Source organism: Pseudomonas sp. AM14(2022), assembly GCF_036346455.1.
In the GTDB taxonomy this organism is placed as follows: domain Bacteria; phylum Pseudomonadota; class Gammaproteobacteria; order Pseudomonadales; family Pseudomonadaceae; genus Aquipseudomonas; species Aquipseudomonas putida_A.
Genome location: NZ_JAOTNY010000001.1, coordinates 285413 through 306009, shown reverse-complemented (window position 1 = coordinate 306009; position 20597 = coordinate 285413). Strand labels below are relative to the sequence as shown.

Here is a 20597-nt window from a genome sequence, read left to right as displayed (position 1 = left end):
ACCCGTATGTCTGGGGACTGAACAATGTAGAGGTGAGTCATTGTGATGAGGGGGGATAAATCCCCTCACCACAGGGTTTGCATCAACAGAAGAGCAGTTCCCGCACAAGCCCGGCGCCGGTAACGCCGGGTGTTTCAACGCTTCGTTTCGTCGCTTGCACCACGAGCGTGCAGACGGGCGCCGCACTGATCGGTATAGTGCCGCCCCTCTTCGCGTGAGCGGTCGTCGGTAACGAGGCCATAACCCATGCGAAACCCGAACTAATAACAAACCCGCGAAATGGATCCGGGACGAAACCTTCGCCTCACCTGTCGTGCCGCGCGCAAACCGGTGTAACGCGATGTTTCTGAACATCCAGCATTTGCTTACACAAAAAACAGCGAGGAAAAATCCATGCTCGAAGTCATCAACGACTTCCTCTCAGGGAAAGTACTGATCGTGCTCATTGTCGGGCTCGGTAGCTACTTCACGATTCGCTCGCGTTTCGTTCAATTGCGGCACTTCTTCCACATGTTCGCGGTGTTCCGCGACAGCCTGAAAAGCAGCGGCGGGCAACTCAGCTCGTTCCAGGCCCTGATGCTCAGCCTTGCCGGCCGCGTCGGTGCAGGCAACATCGCCGGTGTCGGCATCGCCGTGACCCTCGGTGGTCCGGGTGCGGTGTTCTGGATGTGGGTGACCGCACTGGTCGGCATGTCCAGCAGCTTCTTCGAATGCACCCTGGCGCAGGTCTACAAGCGCGCCGATGGCGACGGTCTGTACCGTGGCGGCCCGGCCTACTACATCCAGCACGGCCTGAAGTTGAAAGGCATGGCAGTGGTGTTCTCGGTCCTGCTGCTGGTCACCTACGGCTTCGCCTTCATCGGCCTGCAGTCCTACACCGTGACCCACTCGCTGCAAAACGCCTTTGCCTTCGACCCAAGCCACACCGGGATCGTCCTGGCGGTGCTGCTGGCCATCACCTTCATCGGCGGCATCAAGCGCATCGCTGCAGTGTCCGACCTGCTGGTACCGGTCAAGACCCTGGCGTACATCGGCGTGACCCTGTACGTGATCGGCACCCAGATCGAACACGTGCCAGCGATGCTGGAAACCATCTTCAAGAGCGCCTTCGGTCTCGACCCGGCCTTCGGTGGCCTGCTCGGCAGCGCCATCGTCATGGGCGTGAAGCGTGGCGTGTTCGCCAACGAAGCGGGCCTGGGCAGTGCGCCGAACGTCGCCGCCGTGGCCTCGGTGAAACACCCGGGCGCTCAGGGCGTGGTTCAGGCCTTCAGCGTATTCCTCGACACTTTCGTGATCTGCACCTGCACCGCGCTGCTGATCCTGTTGTCGGGCTTCTACACCCCGGGCTTCGAAGGTGACGGCATCGTCCTGACCCAGAACTCGCTGGCCGCCGTGGTCGGTGACTGGGGCCGCATCTTCGTCAGCGTCGCGCTGTCGCTGTTCGTCTTCACCTGCATCCTCTACAACTACTACCTGGGCGAAAACAGCCTGCAGTTCCTCAGCCGCAACCGCGCCTTGCTGATGGTTTTCCGCGGTCTGGTCCTGGCGCTGGTGGTATGGGGTTCGATGCAGGATCTGTCGACCGTGTTCGCCTTCGCCGACATCACCATGACCTGCCTGGCCTTCGTCAACCTGATGGCCCTGGCCATGCTGTTCAAGGTCGGCATGCGCGTGATGCGCGACTACGACGAACAGCGCCGCGCCGGCATCAAGCAGCCCGTGTTCGACTCCAGCAAATTTGCCGATCTGGATCTGGACCTGAAGGCCTGGCCGACCGAGGCGCCAGCCGCCGGCAAGACCGCAGTCGAGCCGCAAGGCGTGCCTGCAGCGCAACGCTGACAGGTGAATGACGGGCGCATCCCCTGCGCCCGTCAGTTATTGTGATGCAATAACTTGTAGGAGCGAGCCTGCTCGCGATAGCTGTCTTTCAGCCAACATCAATGTTGAATGATGAACCGCTATCGCGAGCAGGCTCACTCCTACAATGTCATCTCTTGTGGAGACCCTCAGATGATTGCCAATTCCTTTCCCGCCGCCCAAAACGTCATGGTGCTCTACACCGGTGGCACCATCGGCATGCAGGCCAGTGCCAACGGTCTGGCCCCGGCGTCCGGTTTCGAAGCCCGCATGCGCGACTACCTGCACAGCCAGCCCGAACTGGTGGTGCCGCAGTGGCGCTTCCGGGAAATGTCGCCGCTGATCGACAGCGCCAACATGACCCCGGCCTACTGGCAGCAACTGCGCGAAGCGGTGGTCGATGCGGTGGACGTGCAAGGCTGCGACAGCGTGCTGATCCTGCATGGCACCGACACCCTGGCCTACAGCGCTGCGGCGATGAGTTTCCAGTTGCTCGGCCTGCATGCCCGGGTGTGTTTCACCGGCTCGATGCTGCCGGCCGGCGTCACCGACAGCGATGCCTGGGAAAACCTCGGTGGCGCGCTCGTTGCTCTGGGTCAGGGTCTGGCGCCGGGCGTGCACCTGTATTTCCATGGCGAGCTGCTGGCGCCGACCCGTTGCGCGAAAGTGCGCAGCTTCGGCCGGCATCCGTTCAAGCGCCTGGAGCGTCAGGGCGGCGGGGTGAAAGCGCCGTCGATTCCGGCCGCACTGAACTACAACCAGCCGAAACAACTGGCCAAGGTTGCTGTGCTGCCACTGTTCCCCGGCATCGGCGCCGAGGTGGTTGATGGCCTGCTGGCCAGCGGTATCAAAGGTCTGGTGCTGGAGTGCTACGGCAGCGGCACCGGACCGAGCGACAATCCCGAGTTCCTTGCCAGCCTCGGCCGCGCACGGGACAACGGTGTGGTGGTGGTTGCGGTCACGCAGTGCCATGAAGGCGGGGTCGAGCTGGATGTGTATGAAGCCGGCAGCCGTTTGCGCGGCGTTGGCGTGTTGTCCGGTGGCGGCATGACCCGAGAAGCGGCGTTCGGCAAGCTGCACGGCTTGCTCGGTGCGGGTCTGGACAACGCCGAAGTGCGGCGTCTGATCGAACTCGACCTGTGTGGCGAATTGCGCTGAGCCTGGTCCGGCGCCGGCGATAGTCCGACGCCCTACATATCTACCACCCACGCTGCATCGTGCCTCCCTAGCATGGAGCGATCCCGAGACTTGTCCTCGGGATCGCCTCCATCACCAGAACGCAGGGACGCACGATGAGTTCAGCAACCACAAGCTCCACCCGGCAGACGGCTGCCGGCACCAATCCCACCGAAGCCCTGATCACCCAATTGAGTGTCGGCCCCGACTTGCGCGACGTGGCCGCCGTGCTGTTGCGCGAACATTTGCGCAAGCTGTACCCCACGCTTGATCTGGAGCCGAGCATTACCATGATCGGCACGCCGCAATGGTCCATCGTCGACGAACAGATCGTTGCCGGAAATCCGACCTACCAGGCCTTGACCGAAATCCTCGCCGCCCAGGTCGTGCAGGGCACGCCGACGCTGTATATCGAAGGTGAACACTTTCTGACGCAACAACCGATCAGCGATCCGGCCGTCCACCTGCCGGTACGGATCGACGAAATCGCCAGCCTGCTCAACCTGCTGGCACCGGTCATGCTCACGGCGTTTCAGGAGCAACAGCTGGCGTACTGGAACAACGCCGACGACAGCAACGGCCCGCGTTGGCATACATTGTCGAACACCCTGCGCGAGATCTGGAACGTCAATCAGGTACAAGGCTGGAGCGAGAGTGACTGCGCAATGGCCCGCGCGCTGTATCGCACTGCCGGTCTGGCCGGCAGGAAAATCGATGACCAGAACAGCGCCTGCCTGATCGCCATCGATCTGATCGATGGCACAACCGTAAAGCATCTGAACGAAGTATCGATGGCCGTGCTGATCGGCACACAACAGGGAAAGACGGTCATCCTCGCCCATTCACTGCTCAAGGGTTATCAGAAGTTCGACTCTCTTGATGACCTGGGCAAATCCTTGCCTGCGCACGTGGGCAATCTTCAGCCGTACCAGCAGTTGAACTGGCGATTGCTGGAACCCTCGGGCAGCATCTTCGATTATCAGGCGTGTGCACTGGTCTCGATTCAGATCGATGTGATCGGCGCGCTGGATTTTTCTCCTGCCACACCTGCCCCGCTCGACAAGCCATTGTCCACGGCCACCCCCGAAGTCGACGCCACGGCGAAAAAGCCCGGCCCGCCATTGAGCTGGTTTCAGAATGCCTTGCCTGACTGGCTCATTGCTGCATCACTGCCGGATCTGAACAACTATTCCCGGCACTTGAAGGATCTGGCTGCACTGCATAACCAGAACACCGGCAAGTCCTATCTGGATGGCATCCTGCCAATCAGCGAATACGCGCTGAGCGAAATGAACGCCTTGCATGCCGAGACCCTTCGCGCGCACGCCGATGCGCAGCGTACCGATCTTGAAACAGCTCTGGAGTCGATCCAGTTGCGGGTCAAAAGTCCGGTGATCTGGGGCACCTTTACTGTTCCGGGAAAAATCGAGACTTACAATTTCAGCGTCACCGATCTGGCCTTGCAGAATCTGATTGCAGTGCCGGTAGGCAACAAGACCCTGCACTCCACCCGTGGCAAGCCATTGCCGACATGGCTGACCGTAAGCTATCTGGAAGACCTGGTAACCCGCGCGGATATCGGTACGACCTACCCGGCGCTGATCAAGCGTCAGTTGGTCGACACCACGCCAGCTTCCGCCGGGAGACAGGCACTGTTCACTCAACACTTGCGCATCCAGTTGCCGCTGCTGGCCCTGCAATCGAAAATTCGCGGCAAGGCCGGTATCGACGCACGCGGTTACCGCTATGTCGTCGCGGTGCTGGATCCCGACAGCAACCATCGCATGGTCGAGGACCAGACCATCGTCATGCGGCCTCTGGCTTTCGTACCTCAACGCAGAACAGACGGCAGCCATGACGAAGTCGCCAACATGTTCGTGATCGGTCCTGAGGACCCGAGCGCCGGGCCGTGCCTGCTGTATCGACCGATGCTCGACCAGCCGTTGACCCAATACCCTTCCCCCAGCAACTTGCTGTACGCCATCCAGCAATCCGCCAGTCTGCGTGACTCGGTGCTCGCCTGGCTCCCGGACCGCGTGCGCAGCGACTACGCCAACTATGTGTTTCCAGGCACGTTGCCCTCCCCCTGGGCCGTCACCGAGTTTCTGGTGGATGCGGAAAAAATGAGGGTCATGAGTGGGCCGATCAGCCTCGGTAGAAAGACCGTGGAGGGCGATCTGCCAGGCGCTCTGTACAAAGCCAACGCGTCGGCGCTGGTCGAGCTGGCCGACCGCCAGTCGGTGTCAAATGCGGAAAGTCGCTGGGCCAGTTTCAAACAGGCCGGATGGACCCTGTTCAATGCCGTCTTGCCGTTCCTCGGACGCACGGTGGGTGTCGCGACGTGGATCTGGCAGGTGATGGAGCAACTGCAAGCCCTGAAGGAAGCCCGGGAGCAGGATGACTCTTCCGCGCAATGGTCAGCGTTCACCGAGGTGCTGCTCAATCTGGGGATGGCGATCACGTTGCACATCGCAGGTCGCTCCCGACCACGACTGGCCCATGAGACAGCGGCACGCGAAACACCGAAAAACCCTGACCCCACAACCACTGAAATCACCGTGCAGCAACTGGAAAAAAGTGCTCCCCATGAAACCGCTGACCTGCAGCAAACCCTGAATATCAGCGGCGCCGCGAATCGCACGCCCGCAAGTCTGGGCACCGTGCTGTCCCACTTCAAAATCCTTCGCCCGCAACGTCTGGGTAGCGCCAACACCACGCCAGGGCTCTATCGCAATCTCTACAGCTACAACAGCAAATGGTACGCCCCGGTGGGCCATGACTGGTTCGAGGTCGCGGTGGACGAAAACGGTACCGTCATGATCATCGATCCGCAGGAGCCAACCCGTACCGGCCCAGCCTTGATCGGCAATCTGCGTGGCGATTGGTTCGTCGATACCCGACTGCGTCTGCGCGGTGGCGGCTCGGCCGGCCTGACACAGCTGGCTGAAGCACAACGCCGCATCGAAGCGGAAAAACTGCGCACCCGCCTGACCGCCTTCGAAAGCCGTAAGGCGGCAGCGCAAGGCGAGCTGGAACAGGTCCGCCAGGCAATGAACGCTGCCACCGCTCAGACCGCTGCGGCCCACCGCCAGCTCTTTCTACAGTCTCTGGACAGGCAACGCGTCGCTTATGCCCAGGCGTTGAGCGATCTCAAGGCGTTGCATGTATTCTCGCCAACGGCTGACTACCAACAGAGATCCCTGAGCTACCTGAAGGCGCAGCTCGAACTCATCCATGCAGGGATTCGCGAAGCGCTGACCCTGTTCACGCCGACATTGCGCAGCGTACTCAATCATCTCGAAGAACAGGCTGAACAGCCCCAGAACCGGCATATTGCCGAAACGCGGCAGATGCTTGAGCTCAATCTGGACATGATCACGCGTCTAGAGCAGATCCAGGCACAATTGGTGCAACTCAAAGAGTTCGAGAGAGACGGCTTGCGCTTGATTCAACTGACCCGCAAGGCACTCCCGGCGTACTCGATCGAGGATCTCAAGGCACTGCAGGTGACACTGGCGCGCAATGTCTGCCTGCCCGAACACTCGGTAGCGACCGCCGCGGATGCCTGGCTCAGTCTCGACCAGATTGTCGATACCGCCGATATCGCCGTTCAAGCGCTGCGCGACACCCTTGAGGAGCGCAGCGTTTCCCGGCTCGACGAACGCATCGACTGCCTCAACGATCTGATCGAACAATTCAACGTACTCGACGAGCGCCTGGCAGACTTCAAGTCCGCGTTCGCTGACAGTGTGCAAGAGGCACCGCTGACAAACCTTCGCCAACAGCTCGAGCAATTCAACCGCAGCGCCCGCCACAACCTGGTGCTGTTGCTCGAAGAGCGCGACACCCTGCGCAGCCGCCCGGCGCTCCCCGTGCAACCGCCAAGGCCGAAAAAGAAGTTCATCCGCACCCGCTACAACGGCGTGCTGATCGGCGAGCCGCGCCTGACGGCACAGGGCCTGGAAACCGACCTGATCGACATCAAGTCACCGCTCACGGACAAGGTCATCTCGACCTTTCATCAAAAAACTCCCGGGGTGTGGGTCGAACGTATCAGCACTGCCTTGCCGACGCCGACGCCAGCGCTCGAAACCAGCCTGAACAAGGGGCAGGACCTGCTCGACGGCCTGCCGGCGTTCACCCTGCGCATGAACGAACTCATGAAGCAGGCCGGACGCTCGGCGGTCGGTATCGAGTACCTGTTTCACCAGCACGCCCTGCAACTGGAACACGTCAGCGCGGCCATTGAACAGGCCCTGACCGACAGCAACGCCACGGACAGCAGCCAGCGCTCGGCTGCGGTGCTGAACAAGGCGCTGAGCGATGCCGTCGACAGCCTATATCAGCAGGCCAAAACCGCCATGTCGATGATGACCAGGGCACAATCACCCACACCATCAGGTGTCGCCTGGCTTCAGACCAATGACAGCATCCGTATTGCAAAAACTGTCAGTCGACGCCGCCTCAAGGGCGGCAAGGCGCTCTACCTGGACGAATACAGCATCACTGACCAGACCACGCGCAAGGTGCTGTGGTACGCGCATTTTCTGTACTCCACCTCATGGGTGCCGGACAAGGCCTTCCTCTCTGCACGTTTGAAAACCCCCGCGGAGCGGCAACTGGGATCCGATGCCGACAGCACTCGCGGGTTGAGCCGGGCCGAACGGCTGGCGTACTACCGCAGCATGATCGGCGTGGAGCAGGCCCGACAGCTGTTTTTCAGCGCGAGCTAAGGCATACGCTGATGACCGTGCACGACGTCGCCCCTGCCTGTGGGCGTCGTGCACGGCACGCTACTTGCTGCCTCTTTTGCCAAAAACCAGCGGATGCCGCCTCATGCTCCACTCCCACCTCACGACGCTCAATGCCGTCTCACTGGTACTCAACACCTTCAAGACCGAAGGCCTGTCGAGCGAAGCGCTGCTGGCCGGCAGCGGCATCAGTGCGGCGGATCTGGCCCGTGCCGACACACGCATCACCACCAATCAGGAAATGCAGGTCTGCGCCAATGCGGTCGCGCTCAAGCATGACATCGGCCTGGAACTGGGCCGACGGATGCACGTTTCCTGCTACGGCATCCTCGGTTACGCCCTGCTCACCAGTGCCACCTTAGGTGACGCTTTGCGCCTGGCGATTCGCTATCCGGCGCTGCTGGGAACACTTTTCGAACTGAGCCTGGAAGACGACGGCGAGCGGGTCTGGTTCGTCGCCGCCGATTACCGCGAGAGCCCGTCGATGGCGGTGTTCAACGCGGAGTTCTGCCTGGTGTCATTGAAGGTCATCTGCGACGATTTGCTTGGGCATCCGCTGCCGCTACTGGCGACACGTTTTGAACATGCCGCGCCGGATTACCGCGACAGCTACGCTGAGCACTTCAACAGCCCTCTGCACTTCGGCGCCAAGGACAATGCTTTCGCCTTTGACCGGCGCTGGCTCGATCAGCCGTTGCCTTTGGCCGACAGCATCACCCACCAGGCCATGGCCGACCGCTGCCGCAAACAGAACATCGAGTTCACCGGACGTCAGGCGTGGCTGGGGCGGATTCGCCAGTTGCTCAGTGCCCAGCTCAATGCAGCACCTGGGCTGGAGGGGCTGGCCCAGCAAATGAAGTGCTCGCCGCGCACCTTGCGCCGCCATCTCAAGGACATGGGCAGCAGTTATCAGGAACTGCTCGACGAACTGCGCTTCGAGCGGGCCAAGCAGATGCTGTGTGAGGATCAGTTGCCGATCTACCGCATCGCCGAGACCCTGGGTTTCAGCGAGACCGCGAGTTTCCGCCATGCGTTCGTGCGCTGGAGCGGGGTTGCGCCGAGCCAGTTTCGCCCTCATTGATGTTCCAATGTGGGAGCGGGCTTGCTCGCGAATGCGCAGTGTCAGTCGCGATCAATTTATCTGACCTACCGTATTCGCGAGCAAGCCAGCTCCCACCGGGACGCATTGCATGCCTGAATCGAAGCAAGGCTGTACTGAAAAGAGGGGCGAATTGCGGTCAGAGTTTTTGGCCATATCGATCCCCTTTTGGCCTTTCCTGCCGTTCTCCGATTCGCCGCGCGCCGCAACACTGGGGGCAACCGAATCAGCCCCCTGCGGAGAACAACAAATGCTGACGATCTACTCGGACGATCACCACCTGCACCACGGCCGCTGCGAACTCATCGACGGCCAGCTCAAGCCGTGTTTCGAAATGCCGTCGCGCGCCGACCACGTGCTGCAACGGGTACAACACCAGAACCTCGGCCCGGTAGAAGCGCCAAAGGATTTTGGCCTCGAACCGATCGCGCGCATCCACAGCCGCGATTACCTCGACTTCTTCAAAGGTGCGTGGGCACGCTGGACCGAATTCAACACCGACGGCGACCTGCTGCCCTACACCTGGCCCGCCCGCACTCTGCGGCAAATCAAACCGACCAGCCTGCACGGCCAGCTCGGCTACTACAGCTTCGACGGCGGCGCGCCGATCACCGCCGGCACCTGGCAAGCAGCCTACAGTGCAGCGCAAGTGGCGCTGACTGCCCAAGCGGAAATCCAGCGCGGTGCACGCAGTGCGTTCGCCCTGTGCCGGCCACCGGGACACCACGCCGCCGGCGACTTGATGGGCGGTTATTGCTACCTCAACAACGCCGCCATTGCCGCTCAGGCATTCCTCGATGCCGGCCACAAGAAGGTCGCGATCCTCGACGTCGACTACCACCACGGCAACGGCACTCAGTCGATTTTCTACGAGCGCAGTGACGTGCTGTTCACCTCGATCCACGGCCATCCGGAAGCCGAGTTTCCATTCTTCCTCGGCTATGACGATGAACGCGGTGAAGGGGCCGGTGAAGGCTTCAACTTCAACTATCCGCTGCCGGCCGGTTCCGGCTGGGATGTGTGGAGTGCGGCGCTGGAACAGGCCTGCAACGAGATCGACAGCTACGATGCCGACATCATCGTCGTGTCGCTGGGCGTCGACACCTTCAAGGACGATCCGATCTCACAGTTCAAGCTCGACAGCCCGGATTACCTGGCCATGGGCAAACGCATCGCCGCCCTCGGCAAACCGACGCTGTTCGTCATGGAAGGTGGCTACGCGGTGGAGGAGATCGGCATCAACGCAGTGAACGTGCTCGAAGGGTTCGAACAATGAACCGACTCAAGCACTGCATTGCGCCAGCCGTGTGCGCCGCGCTGCTCAGCGTCGGCGCCCACGCCGAAGAACGCACCCTGCGCGTCTACAACTGGTTCGACTACATCACGCCCAAGGCGCTGGAAGACTTCAAGGCACAGAACACCCAGACCAGACTGGTCTACGACATCTTCGACACCAACGAAGCACTGGAAGCCAAGCTGCTGACCGGCAACTCCGGCTATGACGTGGTGGTGCCATCCAACGTGTTCCTCGCCAAGCAGATCGAGGCCGGGGTGTTCCAGCCGCTGGATCGCAGCAAGCTGCCGAACTGGAATCACCTCGATCCGAAACTGATGAAGCTGATCGAAGCCAACGACCCGGGCAACAAATTTGCCGTACCGTACATGTACGGTACCATCCTGATCGGCTTCAACCCGGCCAAGGTCAAAGCCGCGCTGGGGGATAACGCGCCGGTGGACAGCTGGGACCTGATCTTCAAGGAAGAGAATCTCAGCAAGCTCAAGCAGTGCGGCGTCGCCCTCCTCGACTCGCCGTCGGAGATCCTGCCGCTGGCGCTGCAACACCTGGGTCTGGATCCCAACAGCAAGAACCCGGCGGATTACGCCAAGGCCGAAGCGCTGCTGATGAAGATCAGGCCGTACATCACTTACTTCCACTCATCCAAGTACATGGCCGACATCGCCAACGGTGACATCTGCGTCGCGGTCGGTTATTCCGGCAGCTTCTCGCAGGCGGCCAACCGCGCCAAGGAAGCGAAGAACGGTGTGGTGGTCGACATGCGCCTGCCCAAGGAAGGCGCACCGATCTGGTTCGACATGCTCGCTATTCCCAAGGGCGCGAAGAACCCGGAGGACGCCTACACCTTCATCAACTACCTGCTGCAACCGGCGGTGATCGCGCCGGTCAGCGACTTCGTCGGGTATCCGAACCCGAACAAGGACGCCACCCAACTGGTCGATCCGGCGATCCGCAACAACCCCAACCTGTACCCGACCGATGCGGCGATGGGCACGCTTTACACCCTGCAACCGCTGCCGCGGGATGCCGAGCGGGCACGCACCCGGGCCTGGACCAAGATCAAGTCCGGTACCTGAGCCGACGCTGACGACAAGACCCGCCGCCGTGCGGGTCTTTTTTTGCCTGCGATATTTATCTACCACCTTCGGTGCTCGGCCCGTCATTACCTTGCAACGCATCGCCCGCCGCCACTTTCGCGGTGCCTGCTGTTCTGACCAAGGATGTGACCATGCCAGAAACCCTCAACTCTCCCGCCGACCACAAGCTGCCGGATGATCAAGACGCCCTGCTCACCCAACTGATCGCCGGCCCCTCAATCAGGGAAGTCGCCACCCGCGCCCTGCAACCGGCACTGAAGACGCTATACCCCAAGTTACAGATCGACCCGCGACTGGCAATGGTGGTGACACCTGGCTGGACCTTGCGTGACCAGCGTGTCGTCCCCGGGCCGCGACACTTCGAATCGCTGACCGATGCGCTGGTGCGTCATGGCGTCGCCAACAAGCCAGTGACCTACCTGGATGGCGAGCACTACCTCACCTTGCATCCTGCGCACGAGACGCCGGTACAACTGCCCGTCAACATCGAGGCCATCGCCAGGCTGCTCAATGAACTGGCGCCGCTGCTGTTTGTTGCCTTCGAGGAACAACAGGTCGATTACTGGAACCAGTTCACCCGCGCCTCCGCCCCGCGCTGGCAGGGATTGTCCAGGTCCCTGCGCGAACTGTGGAACGTCGGGACGAACCCGGCGTGGGACGACGACCAGCGCGCCATGGCCCGGAGTCTTTTCGACCATCCGCAAAAAACTGCCCGCAGTACCGATGATCGCTATCAGTCCCGCGCCTGCCTGATCGATCTGGACACCACGCGCGATGGCACTTCCACTCACCTGCACGTCCTTGATATGGCCGTACTGATCGGCACGCTCGGCAGCCGCACGCTGATTCTCACCCACACCATCACTCGTGGTTTCCAGGCCTTCGATACCCTGCAGGAACTGGGTGCCTCACTGCAGACCCAGACGGACGGACCGCCGCCTGCAACCTTGCAATGGCGGTTGATCGAACCTGACGGTGACTACTTCGATCATCTGGCGTGCAATCTGATCGCCCTGCAGGCCGACGCGATTGGCGAGCTGGCGAACGAACCGGCGACAACCAACCTGACGCCCCACGTCAGCCGCACGACCAACGAACTCGATCCCACGGACAAGCAGTCGTCTTCACGCTTCAACCTGGTCGAGCAAGCGTTGCCAGAGTGGATGGTCGACGCCTCGCCCAGCGACCTGACTGCCTACAGCCGTCATCTGATGGATCTGGCGCAGGTGCAAAGTCAGAACGCCGAGCAGTCCTTTGACGACGGCATCAAACCGATTCGCGAGTTCGCGCTGGAGCAACTGCAGGCGGCCCTGCTCAAGGAGCATCCCGAAGCCACTGAACTGAATCTGGCCGAGATTCGCATCGTGGTCGACAGCGTGGTGGTGTGGGGCAGTTTCACACCGTTGCTGGAGCCCGAACGCAGCACCTTCAGCCTGGTCGATCTGGCGTTGCAGAATCTGATTGCCTTGCCGCTGGGCAACAAGACCGTGAGCAATATCGGCAGCACTGCGGTGCCGGCATGGATGACGGCCGATTATCTGGAGAGATTGATCGTCAGTGTCGACATCGGCCAGACCTATCCTGCGCTGATCAGGCAAAAACTGCGCGATGACCCGCTGGAAAGCCTGCGGCGACAGAACCTGTTCACCAGCCGGCTGCGTGTCGAATTGCCGTTACTGGCCTTGCAGCAGAAGATTCGCGCACAGGGCGGGGTCGACGAGGCGGGCTATCGCTATGTCGCGGCCGTGGTTCAATTGCTGGATGACAATCGCCGGGTGGACGGTCAGGAGATCGTCATTCGACCGCTGGCCTTCAATCCCGCGTGGCGCCCGGGGACAACCACCGATGAAGTGGCCAACATGTTCGTGATCGGCCCCCGACAGATGGACAAGGGACCCTGCCTGCTGTACCGGCCCCTGTCCGATCATGCCTTGCTCCAGTACCCGTCGCCGGCCAACCTGGTGTACGCCATCAAGCATTCACCGACATTGCGTCAGTCGGTCCTCGCCTGGTTGCCGGACAGTGCGCGCGCCAACTATGCCAATTACGTGTTCTGCGATGATCGACCCTCGGTATGGTCGCTCTCACAACTGCTCGCCGATCCACTGACTTCCTTGCAGATGAGCGGCACGCTGACCTTGGGAACAGCAGTCATCGCTACCAATTACCTGGCTTTTCTGTTCAAGGCCAACGTCAGTGCAATGGTCGAACTGGCGAATCGGCAATCGGTGTCCAATAGCGAAAGTCGCTGGGAGAGTTTCAAGCATGCGAGCTGGATGATCCTCAGCGCCGCACTGCCGTTTTTCGGTCGAACCGTCGGTACCGCCGCCTGGATCTGGCAAGTGCTGGACGATCTGCAACAAACCTTCGACGCCGCTGCCACAGGCGACACCGGGCAGCAGAAAACCGCGATGACCGATCTGTTGCTGACCCTGGCCATGGTGCTCGCCCATCACGCCAGCACCCGTAACGCGACGCCTCGGGACATCACTGAAAAGAAGCCGGTGACCGTCGAAACCGAGCCCAAGGAGCCGGCACCACCAACGCCGGTAAGCATCGTGCAACGCCCTGATGTGATCGGTGAGTATCCGGCGCAACACCAGACTTCGCTGATGACCGACACCGCCCTGAGCCTGACCCAAACCCTGGATCGCTTTGCCGTTACGCGCCCCGAAGCGCTCACCCCGACCGCCAGCGACGCCGGCCTTTATCGTCACCTCTATCGGCATGCCAACGGGTACTACGCACCCGTGGGTGAGCGCTGGTTCGAAGTGGCGGTCGCCGACACCGGTGAGGTATCGATCATCAATTCGCAGCGACAGCCCGGACATCAGGGCCCCGGGTTGATCCGCAATCGACGGGGCGAGTGGTTCGTCGACACTCGCCTTCGTCTGCGCGGCGGTGGTCTGTCGAGTCGGCGCAAGGCCAAACGACGGGAAAACAATGAACGCATCGCCGAACTCAAGAAACAACTGACCGAGTTCGATAACACCCGCGAGCAGGCCCGCGCAGAGCTGACAGCCGCCCACACCGCCATGACCACGGCCAGCGATGACACTCTGGTGGCGCAGCAGACCACGTTTCTTGCAGCACTTGAACGCCGCACCGAGGAATACGCGGCGCCCATCGACCAGCTGAAATCGCTGAACCTGCTTGAGACCGTACCCCATTTCCGCACCGCCATGACCGAGATGCTCGGTACCCAGTTGTTCTTCAACCAGACATGGCTCACTCAACGTGACCCCCTCTTCGCCAGAACCCTCAAGGAAACCCTGGTGCTGCTCGAGGCCGAGGAAACGGCTGCGGGCACCGGTGATCCCGTCACCTACCGCAGAATGTACGATTTGACCGAGGACATGATCAGCAAGATCGAGTTTGCCCAGTCACGTTTTCAGGAGTTGAGCCGACTGGGCAAACGTGCCGCTGAAGTCGCCAATACCTATCGCGCAAAGCTGCCTGTGTTCAGTCTCAATGATCTCAAGGCACTTCAGGTGTCGCTGGCTCGCGACATCTGCCTGAAAGATCAGGCTTCGCCAGCGCTGACTCAGGCGCAAGGCGATCTGGTACGCCTGCTCGACACAACCAACCTGGTTATTCAGACCTCCCAGGAACTGCTGCTCGACCAGACCAGCCTGGGGGCCAACGAGCGGATCGAAGGCCTCAACGGCATGCTCGAACAGTTCGTCGCCATCGATCAGTCGTTCGAGGATTTCGCCCTCAACCACAAGGATGTGCTGCTCGACGAGCCCTTCAGCCACACGCGTAAACGAATCAACGAGTTTCAACGCCAGACCGAAGAGCACCTGGCGCAATTGCTCCTCGAACACCGGCCGGTGGAGCCTCGGCCCGGTCCTTCAAGGCCAGCGCCAGCCTCACGTAAACGGATTATCAAAACCCGCTTCAAGGGCACAGTGGTCGGCGAGTTGCGTTCCTCGGCGCCAGGGCAACCGGTTCTGCTTGACGTGAAAGCGCCCATGACCGGGAACGTCATCGCCACGTTTCACGAGAAAACGCCCGGTGTCTGGGTCGAACGCATTCAGCCCGGACGGCGCCGCCCGCCTGCTCCGGTAGCGGATCTCGCCACCCAGATCAGCCAGGGCCAGACGCTGCTCGATGGCGTAGAAAGCTTCATCCGGCAAACCGAAGCCCATGCCAAAAAACCCGGCCGGATTCCGGTGGAGATCGAAGAGCAGTTCCAGCGCAAGGCCGAACAGCTCGACGAAAGCGCGAAAAGCCTTGAACAGGCCCGGCTGCGGGCCAACAGCACCGAGGAGCCGCCAGCCCTGATCGCCCAATTGAACCAGGCGGGTGAACGCCTGTACGCAGAGGGCTACCGGATACGGGTCGAGATGACCAAGCAACAACCGCCAACCGCTGCCCGGGTCGAATGGTTATTGCACAAGGATGAGATCGACATTGTGTCTGGCGGTGCCCGGCGTCGCCTCAAAGGCCCGCGCAGGGATTATCTGCAGGAGTACGAAATTCGCGAGCGGCGCACCGGCAAGACGTTGTGGTACGCGCACTTCCATTACAACAGCCTCGATGCACCGGCCGACGCCTTCACCGCCGCCCATTTGAAACTGCAGGAGCAACGGCGGATGGCCGGCGCCTTCGACCTGGACTCAGCCACCAGCAGCCCGCAAATCATCGCTATCTATCGCAGCGCGATCAGCCCGCAGCTGGCGCGTTCGCTGTTTTTCTCATAAGCCCCAAACGTCAAAAAGGACAATGACAATGACTGAGCATTCAGCGAACACCGAAACCCATGCATTGCTGCAAAAGAGCCAGATCGTCCATCAGACCAGTCGCGGGCCCACGGTCGATGAAGTCGCCAGCGCAGTGCTGCGTCAGGCGCTCGAAGCGCTGTATCCACAACGCAAGATCGATCCCGAGCAGGCCATGATCGGCACGCCACAATGGCAATGGCTGAACGCGGAACGAGTGGCCCTGCCGACCCGATTTGAATCACTGACAGAGGCACTCGTCCGGCAATTTTTCAACGGCTCCAGCGCCAACTATCTGGAGGGTGAACACTTTCTGACCTTGAACCGCCAGGCCATGCCAGTGGTGCATATGGATGTCGATATCGAGGCCATTGCCGATCTGCTCAACGATTATGCGCCCCTGTTGTTTGTCGCCTTCGCCGAGCGACAGCTGGATTACTGGAACAGCACCCGACGCCAGTTGCCGCGCTGGCAAGAACTCTCCGATGCCCTGCGCGAAGCCCTGAACGTCCATAACGCCGAGGGCTGGGACGATGAACAGTGCCTGGTCGCCCGGGCGATTTCGCGGCGCCCGGACAAACAGGAGCGCCAGCGTCACGACATAACACTGTCGGACATCCGCGTGTGCCTGATCGACATCGACTCGGTCGATGCTCAAGGCGCTGCCCGACACCTGATTCTGGGCGGCGCCGTGGTGATTTTCGGACGCTATGGCCTGCGCGATCTGGTCATGATGTACACCGTGGAAGATGGTTACGAGACATTCGACTCTCTGCAGCAACTGGGTGAATCACTGCCGCAGCGTATCGAACTGTTGCCGGCCGGACAGAATCTGCAGTGGCAGTTGTTCGAACCCGAGGGCAATTTTTTCGACCACATGGCGTGGGTCCTGATTGCCAACCAGCTCGATGCCATCCGGGCAATCACCCGACAAAGTCTCGACGAGGAAAGCGAGGACGGCTCCTCCCTTCTGCCCCTGATCGAGCAAGCCAGCGAACCGCAGAAAAACACCCTCATCGACCTCGATGATTCGATACCCGACTGGTTGCTCGACGCTTCGGCTTCCGAGCTCGATCAATACAGCCAATCGATCAATGCGCTGGGCCAGTTGTACCGGCAGGCAGACAAGGCGCTGTTGCCAATCCCGCCGATCGATACCTATGCACGCAATTGCATGCGTGAGGCGATCATTGCCGATCAGCCATCGGCGGCCGGGCTGCCTTTGGACAAATTGCAAATCCGCATCACCAACAGCTTCGAATCGGGAGGCGTGACACTGCCCGATCCGCATGACACCCATATCGAAACCCTGGGCGAGTACGCCTTGCAAAACCGCACGCCGTATCTGGCGACTCTGCAGTTCGACCCGCCACAAGCGCTGCCGCAGTGGCTGACTGTCGCCTACCTGACGAAGATGGCAAACAAGATCGACATGGGTGAGGCATACCCCGGCTTGATCAGGGACAGACTGATCAACGATCCGCTGCAGGCCCCCCTGCAGCAGCGCTTTTACATACGCCAGTTGCACGCACTGCTGCCGCTGATTGCACTGGAATCCAAGCTGCGTCGCCTCGGCGGCGTGGATGAGCAGGGTTATCGCTGTGTCCAGGAGTGGCTCAAACCGATACCCGGTCATCCACACACTGTGGTCATTCGCCCGCTGACGTTTATCCATGCCGGGGAGACTGTTGGCGATGTTGTCACCAACATGTTCATCATTGCCCCGCGTCTGCCTGGAGCCGGGCCATGCCTGCTGTATCGTCCGTTGCTTGAGCAGCCATTGCTGCAATTCCCCTCAACGCAAAACCTGCTGTACGCCGTCCATCAGCCAGGCGAACTGAGAGATTCGGTGCTGTCGTGGCTGGCGGATTCCCAAACCAGCTTCAAATATGCCCAATACACCTTCCCCATCGGCCTGCCCAGTCCGTGGCTGGGCGCGCAATTGCTCGCCGAGCCCTGGACCAGCGTCAAGTGGGCCGGGCCGGTCGGGCTTGCCTCTACGGCGCTGACTGGCGACGTGTTCCCGGTGCTGTTCAAGACCCATGCACTGGCGATGGCCGAACTCGCCGACCGACAGTCGTTATCCAATGCGCAACGCCGCTGGGCCTTGCTGCGAGACAGCGGGTGGGCGTTGTTCAACGTTGCCGCGAACTTTCTCTGCGGCCCGGCAGGCGCGGCGATCTGGGTCTGGCAAAGCATCAGCGAAATCGATCAGGTCGTGGATGCCCACAACCGTGGCGATACCCACGCGCAGTGGAGCGCGGTTGCCGATATGTTGCTGAACCTGGGCATGATCCTGGCCCATCATGCGGCCACCCAACGCACAACCGGCCCCCGCACAGCGTTGCGCAGCGAAGGCGCAAGCGATATCGAAAGCGAAGGACTGCCCCGGATCCAGACCGCCCCTGCACAAGCGCCTGTCCCGCCCACGGTTACACACGTCACCACGCTGCTGAAGGACCAACTCCCGGCCAGCCATTACTCCTCGCTTGAAGCCTACGGCTCGGTGCCCCGGCGTTCGCCCGGTGCCTTGGCAACGTTTCTGAATACTCTGGCCGTGCCGGCTCCCGACCTCACGGCAGCCGCCGTGGAAACCCTGCTGCGCGGCAAGGCGACCCTGTATCGCCTCGCTACCAGCACCTATGCGCAGGCGGGCGATCGCTGGTTCCGCGTGATTGAAAACGATGACCAGCAGGTGCAAATCGTTGATCCGCAGACACCGTCAAAAACCGGTCCGCTGCTGATTCACAACCAGCAAGGCCAATGGTTCGTGGATACCCGACTGCGTCTGCGCGGGGGCGCCGGGGGCACCAGCCTGCAAAGTCAGCTCAAGGCCCAGCGCAAGGAAAAGGAAACCCAGAGGAACCAGCTCGGTGCGGCTCTGGAGGCATTCAGAAGTCAGGAAGCCGTCGGCAACGCTGCTCTGGAACAAGCCCAGTCAGCCATGCTTGGCGCCTCCGGACAAGCCCATGAAGAGGCGACCCGGCGTTACCTTGAACACGTCGAAAAGCTGATCGGGGATTACGACGAGGCCTTGAAAATACTCGGCCAATGGCGCCTCAAAGGGGGGAGCGACGGCTATTTCGTCGAATTGCAGCGCATGACCACTTTGCTGCAAAAAAACCTCAGCCTCTGGTTCGTTCTCAAACGCAACGCTTACGCAGTATTGACCCGTAAATTGGCTCAACACACGGTCATCGATACACCGCAAGCGCTGCAAAGTTACAACGAGGAACTGCACCAGGCTCTGGCGTTGAGCCAGGACATGATCGCCCGCCTGCAGCTGTCCCGTACCTCCTTGGAAACTCTCGACACCATCGGCAGCGCAGGCATGACCACTGCGCAACGCTTGCGCCAACTGCTCCCGGCGTTTAACCAGTGGGATCTGAAATCCAATGCCATCGGCATGTCTCACGAGTTGTGCATGCAGGAAACTGCCACCGAAGCGGCGCGGGAAGCCACCGGTTGGCTGATAATCGAAGCCGCCACCGCCACACATCGCCACGCCGCCCTGATCAGGAAACCCGACAACGGCGACAGCACTGCGCTGCGCATTGATCGTCTGAGCCGACTGATTGATGTCTATGTCGATGCCGATCAGCGTCTGGGGGACTTGCCAGGCGAATACCCGGGCATGGTGGTTGCGGCGGAACTGACGCGGCTAAGAAGCTTGCTCGGCGAATTCAGACAACTGGCGCAGGAGCAACTGAGCGAACTGCTGCCGGAAACCGGAGCCCGCAGCACGCCGGCCACACCGGGCCCCTCTGTCGCAGGACCGTCCCGACCGGTTGGCAAGGTCACCAAGAGCCGGCCTCGTGACCCTGCGCCCGCCAGGCCCGCAGCCGCCAGCGAATCACCTCTGGAAGAAATGCTTCCCGTCAGACCCACCGCCTCCCCGACGACGCAGGTGGGCGACATCGAGTTCATTGCCGATGCCCTGAACCAGAATGAGCGAGTGCAGGCGTTCATTGACCGGACCCGGCGTGACGCTCTGAGGCCCAACCGCATACCGGCAGACATGCAGGATCTGTTCGATCAGCAGGCTCGGCGACTGGAACAGATTGCTGTCAGCGTCGAACAGGCGCAGGCCCGCATTGTCGCCGCCGGTGGCACGCGGTTGCCGGTGGGCAACTTGAGTGCGGAACTCAACAGCGCCGCAATCCGGTTACGTGCTCAAGGCATCGCCGTGCGCGCCAGTCTGCTCAAGGACCGCCAACCTCGACAAGCCTATTTGCAATGGTTGCTGGACAATCATCAGGTACGGATCGTCAGGAACGCCCTGGGCCGGATCAAGACCAAAAAGCGCCAGGATTATTTTCAGGAGTATCAGATACTCGACAGCACCCAGCATGATCAGCCGTTATGGCTCGCGCATTTTCACTACGACTCGCCCGAAGCCGCGCCGGAACAATTCACCGCGGCGCACCTGAAAATCGCCGATGCGCATTTGAAGACCCTCAGCGCAGAACGTCGACAGGCCCTGACTGCTCTGACACCAATCGACTACGTGCTGCGCCGGATTGGCGATCCGAGCCTGTTCCTGCAACTCGAAGCACAACCGTGATACCGCCGCCGGGCGCATTGATCTGCGTCCGC

Annotated in this window: 8 protein-coding genes; all 8 read left to right on the top strand. The window is 61.1% G+C overall.

The window, feature by feature from the left end:
* Positions 1-393: 393 nt before the first annotated feature.
* Positions 394-1839, top strand: coding sequence for an alanine/glycine:cation symporter family protein (locus V3W27_RS01400; RefSeq protein ID WP_097089448.1), 1446 nt, complete (start codon positions 394-396; stop codon positions 1837-1839).
* Between the two features lie 171 nt (positions 1840-2010).
* Entirely contained in the window at positions 2011-3015 is a 1005-nt protein-coding gene (locus V3W27_RS01395) for an asparaginase (RefSeq protein WP_096795417.1), read from the top strand.
* Between the two features lie 134 nt (positions 3016-3149).
* A complete protein-coding gene (locus V3W27_RS01390) occupies positions 3150-7766 on the top strand; it encodes a hypothetical protein (RefSeq protein ID WP_330205768.1) in 4617 nt (1538 codons plus the stop codon).
* 103 nt (positions 7767-7869) lie between these two features.
* Positions 7870-8865, top strand: coding sequence for an AraC family transcriptional regulator (locus tag V3W27_RS01385; protein ID WP_027610360.1), 996 nt, complete (start codon positions 7870-7872; stop codon positions 8863-8865).
* A gap of 268 nt (positions 8866-9133) precedes the next feature.
* The gene (locus V3W27_RS01380; RefSeq protein ID WP_330205767.1) at positions 9134-10159 is read left to right on the top strand and encodes a histone deacetylase family protein; all 1026 of its coding nucleotides are present in this window, start codon (positions 9134-9136) and stop codon (positions 10157-10159) included.
* Positions 10156-11256: a polyamine ABC transporter substrate-binding protein gene (locus V3W27_RS01375; protein WP_330205766.1), complete on the top strand. Its 1101-nt coding sequence runs from the start codon at positions 10156-10158 to the stop codon at positions 11254-11256. Before V3W27_RS01380 ends, V3W27_RS01375 begins: the two co-directional genes overlap by 4 nt.
* A 152-nt stretch (positions 11257-11408) precedes the next feature.
* The gene (locus tag V3W27_RS01370) at positions 11409-15983 is read left to right on the top strand and encodes a hypothetical protein (RefSeq protein WP_330205765.1); all 4575 of its coding nucleotides are present in this window, start codon (positions 11409-11411) and stop codon (positions 15981-15983) included.
* A gap of 28 nt (positions 15984-16011) precedes the next feature.
* On the top strand, positions 16012-20565 hold the full coding sequence (locus V3W27_RS01365; protein ID WP_330205764.1) for a hypothetical protein: 4554 nt from the start codon (positions 16012-16014) through the stop codon (positions 20563-20565).
* The last annotated feature ends 32 nt before the right edge of the window (positions 20566-20597 follow it).

Excerpts from the sequence above, each read along its gene's own strand:
- V3W27_RS01400 (WP_097089448.1), top strand. The coding sequence starts at position 394 with ATGCTCGAAGTCATCAACGACTTCCTCTCAGGGAAAGTACTGATCGTG.
- V3W27_RS01385 (WP_027610360.1), top strand. The coding sequence starts at position 7,870 with ATGCTCCACTCCCACCTCACGACGCTCAATGCCGTCTCACTGGTACTC.
- V3W27_RS01365 (WP_330205764.1), top strand. The coding sequence starts at position 16,012 with ATGACTGAGCATTCAGCGAACACCGAAACCCATGCATTGCTGCAAAAG.
- V3W27_RS01375 (WP_330205766.1), top strand. The coding sequence starts at position 10,156 with ATGAACCGACTCAAGCACTGCATTGCGCCAGCCGTGTGCGCCGCGCTG.
- V3W27_RS01370 (WP_330205765.1), top strand. The coding sequence starts at position 11,409 with ATGCCAGAAACCCTCAACTCTCCCGCCGACCACAAGCTGCCGGATGAT.
- V3W27_RS01390 (WP_330205768.1), top strand. The coding sequence starts at position 3,150 with ATGAGTTCAGCAACCACAAGCTCCACCCGGCAGACGGCTGCCGGCACC.
- V3W27_RS01395 (WP_096795417.1), top strand. The coding sequence starts at position 2,011 with ATGATTGCCAATTCCTTTCCCGCCGCCCAAAACGTCATGGTGCTCTAC.
- V3W27_RS01380 (WP_330205767.1), top strand. The coding sequence starts at position 9,134 with ATGCTGACGATCTACTCGGACGATCACCACCTGCACCACGGCCGCTGC.